This is a genomic window from Micromonospora sp. LOL_013, from assembly GCF_048060315.1.
In the GTDB taxonomy this organism is placed as follows: Bacteria; Actinomycetota; Actinomycetes; order Mycobacteriales; family Micromonosporaceae; genus Micromonospora_E.
Genome location: NZ_JBHMIQ010000001.1, coordinates 95,994 through 115,929 on the forward strand (window position 1 = coordinate 95,994; position 19,936 = coordinate 115,929).

Consider the following 19,936-nt stretch of genomic DNA (forward strand, 5'->3'; position numbering starts at 1 on the left):
AGCTGCCGACGACAGGCCCGATCAGGCACCATGCCGGGGTGGGATACGTGGACGTGGCCGCGGTGGGGCACACCCTGCCGGACGGTCGGGAGCTTTTTGCCGACGTGTCGTTCCGGGTCGGTGAGGGTGCCAAGGTGGCGCTGGTCGGCCCGAACGGGGCCGGCAAGACGACGCTGCTGCGGATGGTCGCCGGTGACCTGCCGGTGGCCACCGGAGCAGTCGCCCGCTCCGGCGGGCTCGGCGTGATGCGGCAGTTCATCGGCATGATCGGCGACGACCGTACCCTCGCCGACCTGGCGTTGTCGCTCGCCCCGCCGCCGCTGCGGGCCGCAGGAGAACGGCTCGCCGCCGCCGAACGGGCCGTGCATGCTGCGGAGGCTGCGGGCGCGACCCCGGCCGCCGCCGAGAAAACCCAGATCGGGTACGCCAACGCCCTCGCCGCCTGGGGCGAAGCCGGCGGTTATGAGGCCGAGGTCGTCTTCGACACGGTGGCCACCGCCGTGCTCGACCTGCCGTGGGACCGGGTCCATAGCCGTCCCGTCCGGACACTCTCCGGTGGACAGCAAAAACGGTTCGCGTTGGAGTTGCTGCTGCGTGGCACCGACGAGGTGCTGCTGCTCGACGAGCCGGACAACTTCCTCGACGTACCCGGGAAGCGGTGGCTGGAGCAGCGGCTGCGCGAGTCGACCAAGTCGGTGCTCTACGTCTCGCACGATCGGGAGTTGCTGGCCCAGACCGCCGATCGGGTGGTCGCCGTCGAAGGCGGCTCCGCATGGACCCACCCCGGCGGCTTCGCAAGCTGGCACGACGCGCGGGTCGCCCGGCACGCCCGGCTGGAGGAGCAGCGTCGCCGCTGGGACGAGGAGCACGAGAAGCTGCGCGAGCTGATGCTGATGTACAAGCAGAAGGCGGCGTACAACGACGGGTTGGCCTCGCGGTACCAGGCCGCGCAGACCCGGCTGCGCAAGTTCGAGGAGGCCGGGCCGCCGCCGCTGCCGCCGAAGGACCAGTCGCTGCGGATGCGGCTGTCCGGCGGCCGCACCGGCAAACGGGCGGTGATCTGCGAGCAGCTGGAGCTGGACGGGCTGACCTACCCGTTCGACCTGGAGATTTGGTACGGCGACCGGGTCGCGGTGCTCGGCGCCAACGGCACCGGCAAGTCGCACTTCCTGCGGTTGCTGGCCAGGGGCGGCACCGACCCGGACCCGGCGGCTGGCCCGATCGCTGGCACGACGCTCGCCCCGGTGGCCCACGACGGCAAGGTCCGGCTCGGCGCCCGGGTGCGTCCCGGCCACTTCTCGCAGACCCACGACCGGCCGGAACTGCTCGACCAGGCCCTCGCCGACGTACTGTGGCGCGGCGACGACCACCGCGACGGGATGGACCGGCACGCGGCGATGGCCGTGCTGAGCCGCTACGACCTGGCCGGCCAGGGCGACCAGCGGTTCGGCACCCTCTCCGGCGGCCAGCAGGCCCGGTTCCTGGTGCTGCTGCTGGAGTTGTCCGGCGCCACCCTGCTGCTGCTCGACGAGCCGACCGACAACCTGGACCTGGCGTCGGCAGAGGCGCTGGAGGAAGGGCTGAAGGCCTTCGAGGGTACGGTGATCGCGGTCACTCACGACCGTTGGTTCAGCCGGTCCTTCGACCGGTTCGTGCTGTTCCAGGGCGACGGCGAGGTGGTCGAGGTCCCCGAGCCGGTCTGGGACGTACGCTGACCGTCGTAGGCTGGCCGGTGTGACGGAGATGATCTACCGCCGGTTGGGCGACTCGGGGCTGATGGTGTCGGCGGTCGGGCTCGGCTGCAACAACTTCGGCCGCAAGCTCGACGCCGCCGGTACCCGGGCGGTGGTCGACGCGGCGATCGACGCCGGGATCACCCTGTTCGACACCGCCGACATCTACGGCACCCCGCACGGCGGTTCCGAGGAGCAGCTCGGGGCGGCGCTGCGCGGCCGCCGCGACGACGTGGTGCTGGCCACCAAGTTCGGCATGGACATGTCCGGCCGCAACGGCGTCGACCACGGGGTACGCGGCTCGCGGCGGTACATCATGCGGGCCGTCGAGGCGTCGCTGCGTCGACTCGGCACCGACCACATCGACCTGTACCAGTTCCATGAGCCGGACCCGGTCACCCCGGTCGAGGAAACCCTGCGGGCCCTGGACGACCTGGTCCGTGCCGGCAAGGTCCGCTATGTGGGTTGCTCGAACTTCGCTGGCTGGCAGATCGCCGAGGCGGCGTGGGTCGCGCGTACCGCCGGGTTGTCACCGTTCATCAGTGCGCAGAACGAGTACAACCTGCTGGACCGGCGGGTGGAGCGGGAGGTGGTGCCGGCCTGCCGGCGCTTCGGCCTGGGGCTGCTGCCGTACTTCCCGCTCGCCGACGGGCTGCTGACCGGCAAGTACCGCCGGAGCGAGGCGCCGCCGCCGGGCAGCCGGCTGGCCGGCGAGAGCAGCCGGTACGCCGCCCGGCTCGGTGGAGCGCCGTGGGACGTCATCGAGGCCCTCGACGGGTACGCCGCGAAGCGGGATGTGCCGCTGCTCGCGGTTGCGATCGGCGGCCTGGCCGCGCAGCCGGCCGTGGCGTCGGTGATCGCCGGGGCGACCACCCCCGAGCAGGTACGGGCGAACGCCGTCGCCGGGTCGTGGCAGCCGGACGCCGCCGACCTCGCCGAACTGCGGTCGATCCTGCCGGAGCCCGCCGGCCCCGGCGGCTCGCTGAGCTGACCGGCGCTGGACCGGATCGCGCCACGGCGCCGAGGGAACCCACATTGTTGTCTCGGGGCCGTTTTGACGACAATGACGGTTCCCTCGAGCTGATTCGCGTCACCGGCCGCGCCGGGGGAGTGCCGGCACGGCTGAGCCTCCCATGATCCTGACTCCTCGGCTGGACTTCCGCCGATGATCGGGTACCTGCATTGCGTGGAGTGGAGGCCGGCTGCGGATCGCGGTGCTTCGTGCCGATTTTCAGGACAGCCGTCAGTCAATGATCAATTAGCGGTTCGGCAACGGTGTCGTGGCGTTGTGGTAGAGATATGTCCACTCGATAGTGACTGTCGTCTGTCGATCATTCAGCCGTCGGTGAGTGGCGTATCAGGAGGTGGCAACGTGCCCGCAGCATTGTTGAACTCGTCGGTGCCCCGCCGGCAGCTCGGTCGGGAGCTGCGTCGGCTGCGTGAGCGGTTGGCCGGGGTGCCGCAGACCACGGCGGCCCGGGAGTTGGAGTGGTCGGCGACCAAGCTGCTGCGGATGGAGCGCGGTGAGGTGCCGATCCGCGCCGAGGATGTGGTGCTGCTCTGCGAGCTGTACGGCGCGGACCTGAAGACCATCGAGGCGCTGGCCGCGCTGGCCCCGAAGACCAAGGAGAAGGGCTGGTGGCACGACTACGCCAGCATCCCGTCCTGGTTCGAGCTGTTCATCGGTCTGGAGGAGGCTGCCGCCCACCTCCGCGAATTCCATACGGAGCTCGTCTCCGGCGTGCTGCAGACCCGCGAGTACGCAACTGCCGTGTTCAGCGTGAACCAGTACGAAGTGCCGGCGGAGGAGATCGAGCGCAGGGTCGAGATGCGGATGCGTCGCGCGCGGTTGCTGACCCGGATGGAGCCCTACCTGCCCAGGTTCGACATCGTGCTCGACGAAGCGATCCTGCGTCGACCGATTGGCAGCGGGCAGATCATGGCCGGGCAGCTGCGTCGGCTGGCTCAGGCCGGGGAGCAGCCGAACATTTCGATCCGGGTGCTGCCGTTCAGCGCCGGGCTGCACGCCGGCCTGATGGCGCACGGTTCGTTCACTCTTCTTGATTTTCCAGAAGGGAACGAGCCGACGACTGTCTACGTGGAGGAGCTGACAGGAGCTCTGTTCCTCGATCGGCCGGATGAGGCTGAGCGGTACGCTTGGACCTTCACCGACATCGCTGGCCGGGCGCTGAGCGAGCAGGCCAGTCGTGACCTCTTCTGGCGGACCGCGAAGGAGTACGAGTCATGATCGATCTTTCCGGAGCTAGCTGGCGCAAGAGCAGCCGATCAAACAACCAGGGTCAGTGCGTCGAGGTGGCGGACGGACTGGGTGGGGTCGTCGGGGTGCGGGACTCGAAGGATCCGGCTGGTCCGGCGCTGGTGATCGCCCCGGCGAGCTGGTCGAGTTTCGTCGCCGCCGCGAGAGCTGGCACCTTCACCAGCTGACTTACTCGAGAGGAGGCTGAGGATGGCCACGTCACTGCTGACCCCGGTCACCACCGCCACCTCGGAGCTGGTCGCGTTGATCAACGGCGACCGGTTGCCCGGCCAGCCGGCCTGCACGCCGGCCATGCTGCAAGCCGCGATTGACGGAACCTCACCGGTGGACTCGGCGTGGTGGGCAGAGCTGTCCGACCTGCGTACCGAGGCGCTGGTTGACGGCACAGGCAAGCCGGTCGGCGTCATCGCCTTCGCCCGCCGTCCACGTGACCGTGCCGGGATGATCCTGTGGCTGCACGCCCGCGAGGTCCCCGCCGTCGTGCGACTGCTGCTCGATCACGCCCTGACCGAGTTGGCCGATTGCCCGACCGTGGAGGCGTTCGCCTTCGCCACCGCGCTGGGCCTCGGCCTGGAGGCGCTGCCGGTGCGGCACCGCCCGGCCACCCACACCGTCCTGACCGAATGCGGTTTCGTCGGCAGTGATCTTTGGCGGTACATGTGCCGCGACCTGCCCGCCACCGGCCTGCCGAGCTGCTCTTGCCGAGTCCGCCGGGAGGAGGACCGTCGTGTCCTGGAGGTCGAACGTGGCGGCCAGGTGGTCGCCGAGGCCACGATCGGTGACCCGGTCGACGGGGTCGGGGTGCTGTGGTGGATCGGTGTGGAACCGGCCGCCCGGGGCGAAGGGCTGGGGCCCCGCCTTCTCGGGTCCGCCCTGGACCTGCTGGCGGGACTCGGCGGACGGCAGGTGATTCTCTACGTCGACGACGATGCCCCCTCCGACGACCCGGAACGCTCGCGGGCCGCCGCCAACACGATGTATGAGCGGGCCGGCTTCACCGAGGTTGACCGGCTCTGGTCGTACCGGCTCACCCACTGAACGCGAACCCGCGCGTTGCCGCCCCGGCCAGCCACGACTCCACCGCCGTCACCATCATCCTGGTTGCCGGGTCTGTGTATGACGTGACTGCGGCGGCATCCAGCAGCCCGGCCCCGACGCACACCGGCGCGGCCAGCGGACCCATGACCGACCGGGTCAACGCAGTAGCGTAGTACCGCTTCCGGGTCGGCAGCCCAGCCCGCATGTTGTCCGGAAACAGCCCGGTCACCAAAGGCTTGATTCGATGGTAGGCGTGCCTGGGGCGCGGGTCGTAGCGTGATGCGATCGGTGCCGCCAAGCCGGCGGTGACCAGATCCGGATGCAGGAACGGCGAACCCTCCGGTACGGCGCCCGCCGCCGGTAGGAACCCGCGTGGCCAGAACGTGTCGACTCGGTCGGCCTCCGCCCACGACCGCCCCGCCTGCCTATGGCCAGCGACATGGTCGCGTACCCAACCCGCCGCCCACCTCAGTGCGTCCTGCCGGTGATGGGTCGCCAGTAACGGCGACACCGTCGGGCGACACAACCCGGGCCAGTTCGCCGCCCAGTACGCCTCGCGCCGACCAGTTGGCCGGCAGGACTCGGGCTACGACCGCCACCGCCTCCCCGAGCCGCCCGGCTGCAGTGCCGGCCATGTCCGCCAGATACCGGCGGACACCCCGCAGACCCCACCGGCCAGCGACCTGCGCTGTCGCGAACGACCCTGCCGCCAGCAACTCGTCCGCGCCGTTGCCGGAAAGTAGCACCCCACAACCGGCCGTTGCGGCGGCGGCGTTCACCCGGGCGTTGACGCGCGGCAACGCGTCGAACCTCGGCCCAAGCGGCGACCATGGAGGCACCGGTCCGGCCCCATCCGGCTCGACAACGACCAGGTCTGCCGGCAGTCCGAGATCGGCTACCAGATCCGCCGCCGCCACGGCGGTGCTGGCATCGTCGTCGTCGACCAGATCGACGGTGAACGCCACCACCCGTCGCACCTGGGCCAGTTGGCACACCGCCACCAGCACCGCCAAAGAGTCCAGCCCGCCGGAAAAGTTCACCCCGACAGCCGCAGTATCCCCGCACATCTCGGCGACGACTCGGTCAAATACCTCACCCAGGCAGTGGCCGGTAGCACGGGGCACCCGGGGCAGGTCACACCAGGTCCACGCCCTTCCACCAGCCACCCGGCGGGAACTCACCCGCCAGCCCAACCCCGGTGAACAGCCGGGCCAGCTGCCCTAACTCCACGGAAGCACCAGGGCCCGGCACAGCCAATGGATCAGCTTCCACGCGACCGGACGGGCCCCGGTACTCGGGCCGGAGCTGCCTCACCCGCGCAGCAGGTCCCGTAGACCTCGGGCCAAGTCCACCATGAACCCCAGCGGACCACGAGAGCCCTCGCCAGCAGGAGCCTTGCTGCCCTTCGTGCCCTTACCGTGTGTGCCGTCACCCGGTTGCTCTTCGCCGACATTACTACCTTCCCCATCGAAGTCGATAAGTAAACAGAACGTAACTCCGCGACTGCAAGAGGTGGAAGGTCATATCCAGTACCAGCGAAAAATGTCAGGCCGAAACGGCACGCCGAAAGATCAGCCGCGTTGCTGGCGCCCAGCTGGCGGTGAGCCTGGTCACGGCGGACAGCGGCGGGGTGGGCAGCGACCGAAGGTTGCCTCGGATTGACCCTTGGCGGATCGACGAGACCGTCGTACGGTAACAGGCAAGTAACCCACGGGAGCCCGGTGCACCGGGCTGAGAGGGAGGCTGACGCGGCCTCCGACCGTAGAACCTGATCCGGGTAATGCCGGCGCAGGGAGGAGCGTTGCCGTGCCGTCCCTTGGGCGACTGCATCTGATCACCGACACCCGACCCGGGCGCGACCCGCTCGGCGTACTGCGGGTGGCGCTCGCCGCCGCCCGCGCCGCCGACGCCACCGCCGACCTGGTCGTGCAGGTCCGCGTCGAGGACGACATGTCCGACCGGGAGGCGTACGAGCTGACCGTCCGCGCGGTCGCCGAATGCGCCGCGTACCAGGTGACCTGCCTGGTCAACGACCGGCTGCACGTCGCGCTCGCCACCGGCGCGGCCGGTGCGCACGTCGGTGCGGCGGACCTGCCGGTCGACGCCGCCCGCCGGGTGCTCGGGCCGGCCGCGATCCTCGGCGCCACAGCCCGCGACCCGGCCACCGGGCGGGCGGCGGTCGCCGCCGGGGCGACGTACCTCGGGGTCGGGCCGTGCTACGCCACCGGCACCAAGACCGGGCTGCCCGACCCGATCGGGCCGGCCGGGCTGGCCGCCGTCGCCGCTGCGGTCGACGTGCCGGTGGTGGCGATCGCCGGGATCACTGTGGACCGGGTGCCGGACCTGCTGGCCGCCGGGGCGCACGGGGTCGCGGTGGTCGGCGCGATCGCCGCAGCCGCCGACCCGGGTCGGGCCACCGCTGACCTGCTGGCAGCGGTGCGGCAGCGGCCTACCAGCACCGACAACGGAGCGCCGGCATGACGGCGACGGGCAACGGACACGCCGACAGCCGGGCTGATGTTGCGGTGGTCGGCGGCGGGCCGATCGGGATGAGCATCGCCTGGCGGTGCGCCCAGCGTCGGCTGCGTACCGTGCTCTACGACCCGGCACCCGGATCCGGGGCGTCCTCGGTGGCAGCCGGGATGCTCGCCCCGGTCGCCGAGTCGCACTTCGGCGAGGCTGAGCTGACCCGGCTGCTGGTCGAATCGGCGGCCCGCTGGCCGGCGTTCGCCGCCGAGCTGACCGCCGTCACCGGCCAGGATATCGGTTACCGCACCGCCGGCACACTGGTCGTCACGCTGACCGGCGACGACCGACGCGAGGCGGATCGCCTCTGGGCGTACCAGCAGAGTCTGGACCTGCCGATCACGCTGCTGCGCGCCACGGCGCTGCGCGAGCGCGAACCGGCGTTGGCGCCGAGGGTGCGCGGCGGCGCGCTGATGCCCGACGACCACCAGGTCGACCCGCGTCGGCTGGTCGCGGCGTTGGACACCGCGTTGGACCGGGCCGGGGTGACCGTCGTCCCGCAGCCGGTCACCGATCTTTCCGCACTGGACGCGCGGGTCGTCGTTGTCGCGGCCGGCTGTGGATCGGCGGCGCTGACCGGGCTGCCGGTCCGCCCGGTGAAAGGCCAGATTCTGCGGCTGCGGGCACCCGCCGGCGCCGTCGGGTTCCGGCATGTGATCCGGGGGTACGCCGACGGCCGGCACGTCTACCTGGTGCCCCGTGCCGACGGTGAGGTGGTCGTCGGCGCCACCGTCGAGGAGCGCGGCGACACCACCGTCACCGCCGGAGCGGTGCTGGAGTTGCTGCGCGCCGCCGCCGATCTGCTGCCGGAGATCGCCGAGTACGAGCTGCTCGAGGCGCAGGCGGCGGCCCGGCCCGGCACCCCGGACAACGCGCCGCTGCTCGGCTGGCACCAGCAGCCCGACGTCAACTCGGCCGGCGGCACCGCAGGCCGGGAAGCGCTGGTGGCGACCGGGCACCACCGGCACGGCATCGTGCTGACCCCGGTGACCGCCGACCTGATCGCCGATTTGGCGGCCGGGGGCGACCCGGATCCGGCGCTGGCGCCGTTCCAGCCGGCCCGGTTCACCGCCGCGACCAGCGAGATCGCGAGGGAGGAGCAGCCGTGGAGTTGATCGTCAACGGGGCACCGATGACCGCGCCGACCGGGACCGTGCTGGCCGACGTCGTCCGGGCGGTCACCGACCGGGCACGCGGCGTCGCCGTCGCCGTCAACGGTGAGGTGGTGCCGCGCAGCGGCTGGTCGGCCGAGCAGCTGTGCGACGGCGACCGGGTCGAGGTGCTGATCGCGGCGCAGGGCGGGTGAGCCGGATGCCGTTCAGCGTCGCCGGGCACAGTTTCGACTCCCGGCTGATCCTCGGCACCGGCGGTGCCGCCAACCTGCACATCCTCGAGCAGGCGATCGCGGCCAGCGGCACCGGCCTGGTCACGGTCGCGCTGCGCCGGGTGGACAGCGCCGCCACCATGCACGGCGGGCTGCTCGATCTGCTGGATCGCTGCGGCGTACGGCTGCTGCCGAACACCGCCGGCTGCTACACGGCCACCGAGGCGGTCAAGGTCGCCCACCTGGCCCGCGAGGCGTTCGACACCGACTGGGTGAAGCTGGAGGTCATCGGCGACGAACGGACCCTGCTGCCGGACGGCGCCGAGCTGCTGCGCGCCGCCGAGCAGCTGGTCGACGACGGGTTCACCGTGCTGCCGTACACCACCGACGATCCGGTGCTGGCCCGCCGGCTGGCCGACGCCGGCTGCGCGGCGGTGATGCCGGCCGGTGCGCCGATCGGCTCCGGGCTGGGCATCCTCAACCCGCACCACATTCGACTGATCCGTCAGTCAGTGGACATCCCGGTGGTGCTGGACGCGGGGGTCGGCACTGCCTCCGACGCCGCGCTCGCGATGGAACTCGGCTGCGACGCGGTGCTGCTGGCCAGCGCGGTCACCCGGGCCGCCGACCCGGTCGCGATGGCCACCGCCATGCGGTACGCCATCGACGCAGGCCGGCTGGCGGCGCGCGCCGGGCGGATCCCGAAGCGTTTCCACGCCCTGGCATCCACTTCGGACGAGGGGCGACCCGAACTGTGAACGGGATATTGTTGCTCACCGATCGCCGGCAGACTGCCCGGCCGCTGTCGGAGGTGGTCGCGGCGGCGGTTGCCGGCGGGCTCCGACAGGTGGTGCTGCGGGAACGCGACCTGCCCCGGGCCGAACGCGCCGCGTTGGCCGACCGGCTGCGCGGCATCCTCGCCCCGGTCGGCGGGACGTTGATCGTCGCCGGCCCCGACCCGTTGGATGGTGACGCGGTGCATCTGAGCGCCGCCGGACCGTACCCGCCACCGGCGTTCGGGCTGGTCGGCCGATCCTGCCACGACGAGGCTGAGCTCAGCCGACTGACCACGGAGGACTACCTGACGGTGTCGCCGGTCTTCGTGACCGCGTCCAAGCCCGGGTACGGACCGCCGCTGGGCCCGGCCGGGCTGGCCCGCCTGGTCCGAGTGGCCGCCGGCCGGCCGGTGATCGCCCTCGCCGGGGTGACTACGGCGGAGCAGGTTGCCACCTGTCGAGCGGCCGGAGCCGCCGGGGTGGCGGTGATGGGCGCGGTGATGCGCGCCGCCGACCCGGCGGCCGTCGTGGCGGAGTTGGTCGCGGCGGCCGCACCGGCCGAGGTGAGCAGCTGATGCCCGGCGGCCGAGGTGAGCAGCTGAGGCCCGTCGACCGGATCACCCCGGTGGTGGCGATGACGATCGCCGGCTCCGATTCCGGCGGCGGCGCCGGCATCCAGGCGGACCTGAAGGTCTTCGCCGCGCTCGGCGTCTACGGCACCAGCGCGATCACTGCGGTAACCGCGCAGAACACCACCGGCGTCACCAGCGTCCATCAATTGCCGGCAGCGCAGGTGCTCGCCCAGATCGAGGCGGTCCGCGCCGACCTGCCGGTGCGCGCGGTGAAGACCGGCATGCTCGGTACGGCCCGGATCGCCGGGGCGGTCGCCGCGCTGGCCCGAGCCGGGGAGCTGCCGAACCTGGTGGTCGATCCGGTGCTGGTCTCAACCAGCGGGCACCGGCTCGGTGTGGTCGGCGCGGTCGAGCGGCTGCTGCCGTACGCCCTGGTCGCGACACCGAACCGGGCGGAGGCCTCGGCGTTGGTCGGCTGGCCGGTGCGGACCGTCGACGAGATGGCCCGGGCGGCTGCGGAGCTGGCCGCCGGCGGACCGAGGTTCGTGGTGGTGACCGGTGGCGACCCGGACAGTACGTCGACCGACCCGGCCTCGGCCGACGCGCTCGCGGCGGCGGACCCGGCGGTCGACGTCGTCGGCACCGCCGTCGACGGCTGGCGGCTGGCCGGCGAGCGGCACGAAACCGGCAACACGCACGGCACCGGGTGCAGTTTCGCGGCGGCGGTGGCTGCCCGGCTGGCGCTCGGCGACGACGTACCAGCTGCGTTGGTCTTCGCCAAGGAGTATGTCGCGCGGGCGCTCGACGGCGCCCGGCACTGGCGGTTGGGCTCCGGTCACGGACCGATAGACCATTTCGGCAACTACCTGAAGGAGGCCCGCTGATGCAGGCTCGGCGCAAGGTGTACGTGCAAGGACCGCGACCGGACATCCAGGTGCCGTTCGCGGAGGTGACCCTTACCGGCGACAACCCGCCGGTCCGGCTCTACGACACGTCGGGTCCGGGGTCGGACCCGCAGGTCGGGCTGGCCGCGCTGCGCGGGCGGTGGATCGCCGAGCGCGGCGACGTCGCCCCGGTGCGCGGTGCCGGCACCCCGGTGGCCGGGGCCCACGGGCGTCGGCCCACCCAGTTGGCGTACGCCCGGGCCGGGACCGTCACCCCGGAGATGGAGTTCGTCGCGCTGCGGGAGAACCTTCCGGCCGAGGTGGTACGGGAGGAAATCGCCGCCGGACGCGCGGTGCTGCCGGCCAACGTCAACCACCCGGAGTCCGAGCCAATGATCATCGGTGGTCGGTTTCTGGTGAAGGTGAACGCCAACATCGGCACCTCGGCGGTCTCGTCGTCGGTGGCCGAGGAGGTGGAGAAGCTGACCTGGGCCACCAGGTGGGGCGCGGACACGGTGATGGACCTGTCCACCGGCAAGGGGATCCACGAGACCCGCGAGGCGATCGTGCGCAACTCGGCGGTGCCGATCGGCACGGTGCCGATCTACCAGGCGTTGGAGAAGGTCGGTGGGGATCCGGTCAAGCTGAGCTGGGACGTGTTCCAGGAAACCGTGATCGAGCAGGCTGAGCAGGGCGTCGACTACATGACGGTGCATGCCGGGGTGCTGCTGCCGTACGTGCCGTTGGCGGTCGACCGAGTCACCGGGATCGTTTCCCGGGGCGGGTCGATCATGGCCGCCTGGTGCCTGGCGCACCACGAGGAGAACTTCCTCTACACCAACTTCGCCGAACTGTGCGAGATCCTGGCCCGCTACGACGTGACCTTCTCGCTGGGTGACGGGCTGCGGCCGGGGTCGATCGCCGACGCCAACGACGCCGCCCAGTTCGCCGAGCTGCGGACGTTGGGCGAGCTGACCTCCGTGGCGTGGGAGCACGACGTGCAGGTGATGATCGAAGGCCCCGGCCACGTGCCGATGCACAAGATCAAGGAGAACGTGGACCTGCAGCAGGAACTGTGCCACCAGGCGCCGTTCTACACGCTCGGCCCGCTGACCACCGACATCGCCCCAGCGTACGACCACATCACGTCGGCGATCGGGGCGGCGATGATCGGCATGTTCGGTACCGCGATGCTTTGCTACGTTACGCCGAAGGAGCACCTGGGGCTGCCGGATCGCGACGATGTCAAGGCCGGAGTGATCGCGTACAAGATCGCGGCGCACGCGGCCGACCTGGCCAAGGGACACCCGGGAGCGCAGGCCTGGGACGACGCGTTGTCCAAGGCGCGGTTCGAGTTCCGCTGGGAGGACCAGTTCAACCTGTCGCTGGACCCGGAGACCGCCCGGTCCTACCACGACGCGACGCTGCCGGCCGAGCCGGCGAAGTCGGCCCACTTCTGCTCGATGTGCGGCCCGAAGTTCTGCTCGATGAAAATCACGCAGGATCTGAAGGAGTACGCCCAGCAGGGCATGAAGGACAAGTCGGATGAATTCGTCGCATCCGGTGGCCGGGTCTACCTGCCGTTGGCCTGATCGTCGGCGCCGCTACGGCTCCGGCCGCCCGCGCCGGCGGGGCTGCCGGCCCAACTCGCTGACCCAGTCCACGTGTTCGGCGTCCTCGTCGGTCAACGTCGGTGGAGGTGCCGGCCGCCGCTGGCGCATGAACCGTGGCTGGGGAATCCGACCGGCCGCAGGTGCGGTGGGCGGTGCGGCGACCGGTTCCGGTGCGACCGGTGGTGGTGCGACCGGCTTTGGCGTCGGGCGGTCGGCGCCATCGGTCACCGGAGTCGGAGTCGGTGTCGGCGGCCCGCCCGGCGCGATCGGGGTCGGGTCGACACGGGGGGTGACCGCCGCAGGTACCGGTGGCGGACGGTCGCCCGGATGCGACTGCGCGGCGACCGGCACCGGTGACGCTGCGGTCGGGCCCGATCGGACCGAGCCTGATCGGACCGGTTCTGGTGAGGTCAGGCTCGGTGTGGGTGGGTCCGCTGCGGGCGGGTGTGACGCCCGCCCGACGGATGCCGAAGCGACGGGGATCTCTTCACATAGGGCAATTTCCACTACCGATTCTCGGCTCTCGGACGAGCTATCGGCGGGTCCGACGGTCACTCCGACGGCGGGCGCGGGCGTCCCACTCGCGGGCGCGGGCGTTCCGGTTGCGGTGCTGACCCGTCGGCCGGGCCGCCGCACGGCAGCCACGGTGATCGAACCGACGACCCCGGCGGCCACCGCCAGCAGCGCCGCCCAGTAGGGGGCGTCCTGGTATGGCCCGGCGCGGCCGGCCCCGGCGGCCAGGTACGCGGCGTCGAGGACCGCCGGTCCGGCCATCCCGGACACCGCCGTGGCCACCGTCGGCGCCGCCCGCCACCGGGCCAGCCCGCTCACCGCCGCACCGAGCACCAGCGCCAGCGCCGGCAGCAGCACGAACACCTGCCAACCGGAGTCACCCACGTCGAGCACGACCGGTTCGAGCACCCCGGGTCGGATCTCGGCGACGGGGTCACCCGCCCACAGATCCGGGGCAACTGACCCGACCGCCAGCAGCCAGAGCGCGCCGCTGAACACCAGCACGTTCCAGCGCATCGCCGGATGGGTCAACGCGGCCAGCGCCGCCGGCAGACCCACCACCGCCCCGATCCCGCCGATCAGGGCGGTAACCGTCACCGGATCGTCGACCCCGGTCGACGCCTGCGCCGGCAGCACCGACAACCCGACCACGGCGAGCGCCGCACCGATTGCGGCGACCAGCGCCAAGACGACCCGGCGGACCGCTGTCCGGACCGCCGACACCCGCCGGGGCCAGGCCGGACGCTGTTCGGCGACCCGTTGCGCCACGCCCGCGCCGACGACGGCAGCGACGATCGCGAACCAGGCGAGCCAGGACAGCTGGGTCGGCCAGAAGTCTGCGGTCGGCCCGACGAAGTCGCGACGCAGGCGTACCAGTTGGAAACCGTAAGCGGCACCGAGCTGGATGGCACCGGCGAACGCCGCCACACCAAACGCTGTGGTGATCGCTCTGAGCCAGGTCCGCAAGGCCATGCCGGGAGGTTACGGGCGGCTGCGCGCACTGTCGACCTGGACCGAGGCGACGGCCGCCGGCCCGGTGGGTCAGCCCAGCTGGGGCAGCACCTCGGCGGCGACCAGCTCCAGGTGGTCCAGGTCGGCGAGGTCGATGAACCGCAGGTGCACCCGGCTGGTACCGATCGCCGCAAACTCCCCGATCCGGTCCACCAGCTGGGCCGGCGAGCCGATCACCGGGTCCTCCGGCGGCAGGGCGCTCTTCTCGTGCAGCGGCGCCGCACGGCGCTGCGCCTCGGCGTCGGTCCGCCCGATCGCGATGACGATGCCGGCCGACATGGTCAGTGGCGGTCGGTCCTGCTCGGTGCGCCCGGTCCGGAGACAGGCCTCGGTCACTCGCTTGTAGGCCGCCGCAGTCTCGGCGACCGACTTGAACGGCATGTTGAACTCGTCGGCGAACTGGGCAGCCAGCTCGGGGGTCCGCTTCGGCCCCCGTCCGCCGATGATGATCGGCGGGCCGGCCGGCTGCGCCGGCTTCGGCAGCGCCGGAGCGTCGACCAGCTGGTAGTGGTTGCCGTGAAAGCTGAACCGGTCACCGACCGGGGTACGCCACAGCCCGGTGATCACCTCGAGCTGCTCGGCCAACCGGTCGAAGCGTTCCCCGACGGACGGGAACGGCAGACCGTAGGCGGTGTGCTCCCGGGCGTACCAACCGGCCCCGATGCCGAGGTCGACCCGGCCGCCGCTCATCTGGTCGACCTGGGCGACCATCACAGCGAGCGGCCCGGGCAGCCGGAAGGTCGCCGAGGTGACCAGTGTGCCGAGCCGGATCCGGGTGGTCTCGCGGGCCAGCGCGGCCAGGGTCAGCCAGGCGTCGGTCGGCCCCGGCAGCGCCAGCTCCTCGCCCATCGACTGGTAGTGGTCGGCCCGCAGATAGCCCTCGAACCCGGACTCCTCGGCGAGCCGGGCCAGCCGGAGCTGGTCGTCGTAGCTGGCGCCGCGGTGCGGCTCGGTGAACACGCTGACCCGCATGGTCAGTACCCTCCGATCCCGGCCGTGGCCGGTGCGTCGCGTTCCATCAGCACCTCGTGCAGCTCGGCACTGCACCGGGCCACGTCCTCGCTGTGCGCGTTGCGCCCCAGGCTGCGGGGACGCGGGATGTCGATCGGCACGATCTTGCGGATCCGCCCTGGTCGAGGGCTCAGCACCACCACCCGGTCGGCGAGCAGGACGGCTTCGTCGATCGAGTGGGTGACGAAGACGATGGTCGCCGCGCGTTCCATGTGGATCCGTTGCAGCTCGACGGAGAGCTCCTCACGGGTCAGCGCGTCCAGCGCCGAGAACGGCTCGTCCATCAGCAGCACCTGTGGTTCGGCGAGCAACGAGCGGCACAGCGACACCCGCTGCTGCATGCCGCCGGACAGCTCGTGCGGCAGCCGCTTGTCGAAACCGGCCAGCCCGACCATCTCCAGCAGTTGCAGGGCTTTCGCCCGGTACTGTCTGCGACGCAGCCCGAAGATCTCCGCCGGCAACAGGACATTGTCCAGCACAGATCGCCAGGGCAGCAGGGCCGGACGTTGGAAGAGCATCGCGATGTCCCGGCGTGGCTTGACCACTTGCTCGCCACCGACGGTGATCGCGCCGGCCGTCGTCGGGAGTAGCCCGGCGATCAGTCTGAGCAAGGTGGACTTGCCGCAACCGGATCGACCGACGACCGCGACGAACTCACCGGCGGTCACCGAGAGGTCGATGCCGCGCAGTGCTTCCACTGTGCCGGAGCGACCGGCGAACGTCCGCCCGACTCCGCTGAGCTGGATCATGGGGCCGGCAGCTCCCTCGTCCCGAGTCGATCAACAAGCGGGGACAGAGTATCCGGATCGTGCCGGCCACGCACGACCCGCGCGGTAAACACTTTTGATTGCGATCCAGGGTTTGCGATGCCCGGCTGTCGCATTAGTCAGGTTTCCCTCGTACTCTGTTGCCCGCGAAGTTTCCCAACGCGACCGCGGCACCGGTCCGGCCCCCACCGGCCGGCCGCCGCGCCGGACCAACTACCCCCTCCGGTCGCCTCGACGACCTGCGGGTTCGTCGAGGGGCCGTCGGGTTGGAAAGGACACACGTTCATGACAAGGCTCACCCGTACGATCGCCGCCACGGCCCTCGCGGCGGCGCTTGCGGTCACTGCCGGCTGCAGCGCGGACGACGGTGACGAGGCGAATGCCGGTGGCACCGAGGAATTGAAGAAAGTGACTTACCTCACTTCCTTCGGTAACTTTGGTCGGGACTCCTACGCCTGGGTCGCCAAGGACAAGGGCTTCTTCGAGGAGGCCGGCTTCGACGTCGAGGTCAAGGCGGGCGCCGGCACCGGCGACAACATCAAGACCGTCGTCGCTGGACAGGCCCACTTCACGCCGATTGACATGACCGGCGGACTGCTGCAGTACGGCAACGGCGAGGCGAAGGACTTCGTCGTGGTAGCCGGCATCCAGCAGCGCACCATGGCCGCGATCATCGCGCTGGACGGCAGCGGCATCACCACCCCCAAGGACCTCGAGGGCAAGACGCTCGCCGACGCCCCCGGCTCGGTGGTGCGCAACCTGTTCCCGACCTACGCCTCGCTGGCCGGCATCGACGAGACCAAGGTCGAGTGGGTCAACGGTGCCCCGCAGACCCTGATGGGCACCCTGGCCTCCGGGTCGGTGGACGGCATCGGCCAGTTCGTGGTCGGCAAGCCCACTGTGGAGACCGTCGCGCAGGGCAAGACCGCCGTGGTGCTGCCGTACAGCGACATCATGACCGACCTGTACGGCAACGTGCTGATCACCTCGACGGCGATCGCCGAGGAGGACCCGGAGATGGTGAAGCGCTTCAGCGCGGCACTGCTCAAGGGCCTGGAGTACAGCATCACCAACCCGGAGGAGGCCGGCGAGATCATGGCCAAGAACGTGGAGGAGGCCAACCCGGCTGCGGCCGCCGCCGAACTGGAGCTGATGGCCGCCTTCGTGAAGTCGACCAGCTCCGGTGTTCCGGTCGGTGCGCTGGACAGCCAGCGGATCGCCCGCAGCATCGCGATCCTGCAGGGCGCCGGGGCAATTCCGCCGGGCCTGGAGCCGGAGCAGGTCGTCAACTTTGACCTGGCCCCGAACGCCGAATCCTGACCGACCCGGGTGCGGGCGGGTGGGCCGCCGGATGGTGATCCACCCGCCCGCACCGGCGGTTCGGCGAACCTGAGGAGTGTCGATGACCGTACTCAAACCGGCGCAGGCGCCACCGGTACGCGCCGCGACCACCGCTCCGGTCCGCCGCCCCGTCAGCGGCCGGGTCGCCGCCGTTGGACTACCGCTGCTCGGCGTGGCGGTGACGGTGACCGTGTGGTGGCTCGTGACCAGCGTGTTCGACCTGGTGCACTCGGTGGTGCTGCCACCCCCGCAGGACGTGTACGCGGCGTTCTCCCTGCGGGTACCGCGACTGCTGGAACACACCCTGGCGACCACCACCTCGACCGTCGCCGGGTTCGCGATCTCCACCGTGGTCGGGGTGCTGATCGGACTGGCGCTGGCCGGATCACAGGTGGCCGAGCGGATGTTCTCCCCGCTGCTGGTGGCGCTCAACGCCGTACCGAAGATCGTGCTCGCCCCGCTGCTCGTGGTCACTCTCGGCTGGGGCCAGCAGTCGATCCTCACCATGGTCTTCCTGCTCTGCTTCTTCCCGATCGTGCTCTCCACTGTGACCGGTCTGACCTCTACCCCTGCCGATCTGGCCGAGCTGGCCCGGTCGCTGGACGCGTCCCGCTGGCAGACCTTTCGCAAGATCCGGTTTCCGGCGGCGTTGCCACAGATCTTCGTCGGCCTGAAGGTCGCGATGCCGTTGGCGGCGATCGGTGCCGTGATCGGCGAGTTCCAGGCCGGTGAGGAAGGCCTGGGCTACATGACCCTGCAGTTCAGCGGGATGGGCGAGAACTCCGCCGCCTGGGCGGCGATCGTGTTGATCGGGTTGATGAGTATTCTGCTCTACTTCGCGCTCGTCGGCTTCGAACGGCTGCTGCTGCCGTGGGTGCGGGAGACGACGTCCGCCCGCTGACGTCTGCCACTATGCCGCGCCCGCGCCGGACGTCGTGCGCCCGCCAGGAATCCTGGCGGGCGCACGACGTCCGGGCCGTATCGGGGTCGTCAGCTGGCCAGCCGCCAGCGGCCGCCCCGGGAGACCAGCATGGTCAGTGCCTGGGGCATCAGTCCGGAGTGGTTGTCCGGGGTCATCCGGATCGGCCCGGACAGCCCGTCGAACTGGGTGGTCTCCAGCACCTCACGGATGGCCTCCCGGTTGATCGAGCCATCGCCGGCCGACGTGGCCACCGCGTCGGCGATCAGCTGGACGGCGTCGGCGGCGAACGAAGAAAACCCGTAGTAGCTGCCGAACCTGGCCGTGTAGTCGCGGAACCACTGCTTGCGGGCTGCCTTCGCCGGGGTGTTGGCGATCACGTCGTCGATCACCATGGTCTGGGTGAAGACCAGATTGACGCCCTTGGTGCCGGTGGCCGAGCCACCGGACAGGAACAGGTCCCCGGCGGCGGCGGCGTCGAAGAACAGGGGCCCCGGGTAGTCGGCCTGCGCGGCGCTGTCCGCCGCCAGCGCCGCCTGCTCGGCCGAGGTCCAGACCAGCAGTGCGCCCGGATTCTCGCCGGTCAACGGCTGCGCCAGGGCGGCGACGGCCTGGCTCACGTCGGTGTCGGTGGTCCGCACCTGTTCGGTGCCGACCAGGTTGATGCCGAGCTTGTCCAGTTCGGCGGTGATCACCCGCAGGCCGTCCCGGCCGTACTCGTCGTCGGTGTGCAGCAGGCTGGCCCGCCCGATGTTGCGGCGGCGCAGCTCGTTGGCGACCGCGGCGGCACTGTCCGCCGCGTTGGGACCGAGCTTGAACAGATAGCGACGCTCGGTGACCGGGGTGGCGACCGCGGTGGCCGGGGCCAGCGAGATGGTCGGCACCCGTTCGTCGTTGATCGTCCGGGCGGCGCCGACCGCACAGTCACTGCAACTGCCCATGATGATCGCGGTCACCGCGGAGTCGCCAGAGAAGTCGCCAACGTTGCGCAGCGACTCGCTCGGGTCGGAACGATTGTCCCGGACGTCCAGCCGGATCGTCCGGTCGCCCAGCAGACCCGATTCGTTGATCTGCTCGACCTTCAGTTCGAGGGCTCGCTGGTAGCCCTTGCCGACGGTTGCGGCGGCACCGGACAGTTCCAGGTCGGCGGCGATGAGGATCTCGCCGCCGTCCCCGCCGGCCGAGTCGCTGGCGAACTGGCAGCCGGTGAGCGAAGAGGCCAGCAATGTGGATGCGAGCGCCGTGAGTAGGGCGGAACGGGTGGGCCTCAAGTCAGTCCTCCAGGTACGCGGCGGATGCGCACCCGGTCGGTGGGCGGCGGCGCGGCTGAGCACGTCCTCAGTAGAAGTAGCGCCGGCGGCATGCCGTACGGTGTGCGCGGAGCCTGCAAACTTGGGAAACCATGCCAATGGGCGGCGTTCTGGTCAAGCGCGCCGGTCGGGGCGTTTCCGGGACTGTCGTCCCACATGTTGGCAACGAGTGCATGTTGCGAGCGTTGACTTTGGCGGGACAACTGACGGTGGAAGTTCCATCCGCGCTGATCAGGGCGGTGTGATGAAGATACTCTCCGGTAACACTGGGGTGATTACAGGTCGTCCGACCGATTTCTGCCCGACTGAGGCTTCCCAAG

The 19,936-nt window shown here is 70.9% G+C and carries 20 protein-coding genes and 1 riboswitch; of the genes, 14 read left to right on the plus strand and 6 right to left on the minus strand.

From position 1 onward, the window contains the following. Positions 1 to 38: 38 nt before the first annotated feature. The 5 genes from ACFHWS_RS00530 (at position 39) to ACFHWS_RS00550 (ending at position 5,049) form a co-directional block, all read left to right on the plus strand. A complete protein-coding gene (locus tag ACFHWS_RS00530; protein ID WP_416551290.1) occupies positions 39 to 1,715 on the plus strand; it encodes an ABC-F family ATP-binding cassette domain-containing protein in 1,677 nt (558 codons plus the stop codon). A gap of 28 nt (positions 1,716 to 1,743) precedes the next feature. Then, complete coding sequence (locus ACFHWS_RS00535) at positions 1,744 to 2,724, plus strand: aldo/keto reductase (RefSeq protein WP_416567498.1); 981 nt, start codon at positions 1,744 to 1,746, stop codon at positions 2,722 to 2,724. A 381-nt stretch (positions 2,725 to 3,105) separates the two neighbouring features. Continuing rightward, entirely contained in the window at positions 3,106 to 3,981 is an 876-nt protein-coding gene (locus ACFHWS_RS00540; RefSeq protein WP_416567413.1) for a helix-turn-helix domain-containing protein, read from the plus strand. Continuing rightward, positions 3,978 to 4,178, plus strand: coding sequence for a DUF397 domain-containing protein (locus ACFHWS_RS00545; RefSeq protein ID WP_416551292.1), 201 nt, complete (start codon positions 3,978 to 3,980; stop codon positions 4,176 to 4,178). The genes ACFHWS_RS00540 and ACFHWS_RS00545 overlap by 4 nt, the downstream gene beginning before the upstream one ends. Positions 4,179 to 4,200: 22 nt before the next feature. Further along, positions 4,201 to 5,049: a GNAT family N-acetyltransferase gene (locus ACFHWS_RS00550; protein ID WP_416551293.1), complete on the plus strand. Its 849-nt coding sequence runs from the start codon at positions 4,201 to 4,203 to the stop codon at positions 5,047 to 5,049. Here ACFHWS_RS00550 and ACFHWS_RS00555 read toward each other — a convergent pair. Both ACFHWS_RS00555 and ACFHWS_RS00560 read right to left on the minus strand, forming a co-directional pair. Beyond that, a complete protein-coding gene (locus ACFHWS_RS00555; RefSeq protein ID WP_416567414.1) occupies positions 5,039 to 5,209 on the minus strand; it encodes a hypothetical protein in 171 nt (56 codons plus the stop codon). The two genes, ACFHWS_RS00550 and ACFHWS_RS00555, sit on opposite strands and share 11 nt — an antisense overlap. 265 nt (positions 5,210 to 5,474) lie before the next feature. Next, positions 5,475 to 6,215 (minus strand): asparagine synthase-related protein, encoded by a 741-nt coding sequence (locus ACFHWS_RS00560; RefSeq protein WP_416567415.1) that lies wholly within the window; start codon positions 6,213 to 6,215, stop codon positions 5,475 to 5,477. A 534-nt stretch (positions 6,216 to 6,749) separates the two neighbouring features. Continuing rightward, positions 6,750 to 6,861, plus strand: a riboswitch (TPP riboswitch). On the opposite strand from ACFHWS_RS00560, the gene ACFHWS_RS00565 reads away from it, so the two are divergent. The 7 genes from ACFHWS_RS00565 to thiC all read left to right on the plus strand — a co-directional run bounded on the left by ACFHWS_RS00565 (position 6,856) and on the right by thiC (position 12,723). After that, entirely contained in the window at positions 6,856 to 7,530 is a 675-nt protein-coding gene (locus ACFHWS_RS00565) for a thiamine phosphate synthase (RefSeq protein ID WP_416567416.1), read from the plus strand. (Overlaps the previous riboswitch by 6 nt.) Next, positions 7,527 to 8,690 (plus strand): glycine oxidase ThiO, encoded by a 1,164-nt coding sequence (gene thiO / locus ACFHWS_RS00570; protein WP_416567417.1) that lies wholly within the window; start codon positions 7,527 to 7,529, stop codon positions 8,688 to 8,690. Before ACFHWS_RS00565 ends, thiO begins: the two co-directional genes overlap by 4 nt. Next, positions 8,681 to 8,881 (plus strand): sulfur carrier protein ThiS, encoded by a 201-nt coding sequence (gene thiS, locus ACFHWS_RS00575; RefSeq protein WP_416551298.1) that lies wholly within the window; start codon positions 8,681 to 8,683, stop codon positions 8,879 to 8,881. Before thiO ends, thiS begins: the two co-directional genes overlap by 10 nt. Positions 8,882 to 8,886: 5 nt before the next feature. Then, a complete protein-coding gene (locus ACFHWS_RS00580; RefSeq protein WP_416551299.1) occupies positions 8,887 to 9,657 on the plus strand; it encodes a thiazole synthase in 771 nt (256 codons plus the stop codon). Beyond that, positions 9,654 to 10,250 (plus strand): thiamine phosphate synthase, encoded by a 597-nt coding sequence (locus ACFHWS_RS00585; RefSeq protein WP_416551300.1) that lies wholly within the window; start codon positions 9,654 to 9,656, stop codon positions 10,248 to 10,250. Before ACFHWS_RS00580 ends, ACFHWS_RS00585 begins: the two co-directional genes overlap by 4 nt. A gap of 41 nt (positions 10,251 to 10,291) precedes the next feature. After that, the gene (gene thiD, locus ACFHWS_RS00590) at positions 10,292 to 11,131 is read left to right on the plus strand and encodes a bifunctional hydroxymethylpyrimidine kinase/phosphomethylpyrimidine kinase (protein WP_416551410.1); all 840 of its coding nucleotides are present in this window, start codon (positions 10,292 to 10,294) and stop codon (positions 11,129 to 11,131) included. Then, the gene (thiC, locus tag ACFHWS_RS00595) at positions 11,131 to 12,723 is read left to right on the plus strand and encodes a phosphomethylpyrimidine synthase ThiC (RefSeq protein ID WP_416551301.1); all 1,593 of its coding nucleotides are present in this window, start codon (positions 11,131 to 11,133) and stop codon (positions 12,721 to 12,723) included. Before thiD ends, thiC begins: the two co-directional genes overlap by 1 nt. Before the next feature lie 12 nt (positions 12,724 to 12,735). On the opposite strand, the gene ACFHWS_RS00600 is transcribed toward thiC, so the two are convergent. From ACFHWS_RS00600 to ACFHWS_RS00610, 3 genes are all read right to left on the minus strand, one after another. Next, positions 12,736 to 14,229, minus strand: coding sequence for a hypothetical protein (locus ACFHWS_RS00600; protein ID WP_416567418.1), 1,494 nt, complete (start codon positions 14,227 to 14,229; stop codon positions 12,736 to 12,738). A gap of 69 nt (positions 14,230 to 14,298) precedes the next feature. Further along, entirely contained in the window at positions 14,299 to 15,240 is a 942-nt protein-coding gene (locus tag ACFHWS_RS00605) for an LLM class F420-dependent oxidoreductase (protein WP_416567419.1), read from the minus strand. A gap of 2 nt (positions 15,241 to 15,242) precedes the next feature. Beyond that, complete coding sequence (locus ACFHWS_RS00610; protein ID WP_416551304.1) at positions 15,243 to 16,028, minus strand: ABC transporter ATP-binding protein; 786 nt, start codon at positions 16,026 to 16,028, stop codon at positions 15,243 to 15,245. 303 nt (positions 16,029 to 16,331) lie between these two features. On the opposite strand from ACFHWS_RS00610, the gene ACFHWS_RS00615 reads away from it, so the two are divergent. Together ACFHWS_RS00615 and ACFHWS_RS00620 are read left to right on the plus strand one after the other, a co-directional pair. Next, positions 16,332 to 17,366, plus strand: coding sequence for an ABC transporter substrate-binding protein (locus tag ACFHWS_RS00615; protein WP_416551305.1), 1,035 nt, complete (start codon positions 16,332 to 16,334; stop codon positions 17,364 to 17,366). An 82-nt stretch (positions 17,367 to 17,448) separates the two neighbouring features. Continuing rightward, a complete protein-coding gene (locus tag ACFHWS_RS00620; protein WP_416551306.1) occupies positions 17,449 to 18,288 on the plus strand; it encodes an ABC transporter permease in 840 nt (279 codons plus the stop codon). Between the two features lie 89 nt (positions 18,289 to 18,377). Here ACFHWS_RS00620 and ACFHWS_RS00625 read toward each other — a convergent pair whose 3' ends face one another. Continuing rightward, positions 18,378 to 19,577, minus strand: a complete 1,200-nt coding sequence (locus ACFHWS_RS00625) for an ABC transporter substrate-binding protein (RefSeq protein WP_416551307.1) — start codon at positions 19,575 to 19,577, stop codon at positions 18,378 to 18,380. Positions 19,578 to 19,936 lie beyond the last annotated feature (359 nt).

Bases quoted from the DNA above. Each gene is read 5' to 3' on its own strand.
- ACFHWS_RS00550 (WP_416551293.1), top strand. From the start codon at position 4,201: ATGGCCACGTCACTGCTGACCCCGGTCACCACCGCCACCTCGGAGCTG.
- ACFHWS_RS00545 (WP_416551292.1), top strand. From the start codon at position 3,978: ATGATCGATCTTTCCGGAGCTAGCTGGCGCAAGAGCAGCCGATCAAAC.
- ACFHWS_RS00535 (WP_416567498.1), top strand. From the start codon at position 1,744: ATGATCTACCGCCGGTTGGGCGACTCGGGGCTGATGGTGTCGGCGGTC.
- ACFHWS_RS00610 (WP_416551304.1), bottom strand. From the start codon at position 16,028: ATGATCCAGCTCAGCGGAGTCGGGCGGACGTTCGCCGGTCGCTCCGGC.
- thiC (WP_416551301.1), top strand. From the start codon at position 11,131: ATGCAGGCTCGGCGCAAGGTGTACGTGCAAGGACCGCGACCGGACATC.
- ACFHWS_RS00615 (WP_416551305.1), top strand. From the start codon at position 16,332: ATGACAAGGCTCACCCGTACGATCGCCGCCACGGCCCTCGCGGCGGCG.
- ACFHWS_RS00580 (WP_416551299.1), top strand. From the start codon at position 8,887: ATGCCGTTCAGCGTCGCCGGGCACAGTTTCGACTCCCGGCTGATCCTC.
- ACFHWS_RS00620 (WP_416551306.1), top strand. From the start codon at position 17,449: ATGACCGTACTCAAACCGGCGCAGGCGCCACCGGTACGCGCCGCGACC.
- ACFHWS_RS00600 (WP_416567418.1), bottom strand. From the start codon at position 14,229: ATGGCCTTGCGGACCTGGCTCAGAGCGATCACCACAGCGTTTGGTGTG.
- thiO (WP_416567417.1), top strand. From the start codon at position 7,527: ATGACGGCGACGGGCAACGGACACGCCGACAGCCGGGCTGATGTTGCG.
- ACFHWS_RS00605 (WP_416567419.1), bottom strand. From the start codon at position 15,240: ATGCGGGTCAGCGTGTTCACCGAGCCGCACCGCGGCGCCAGCTACGAC.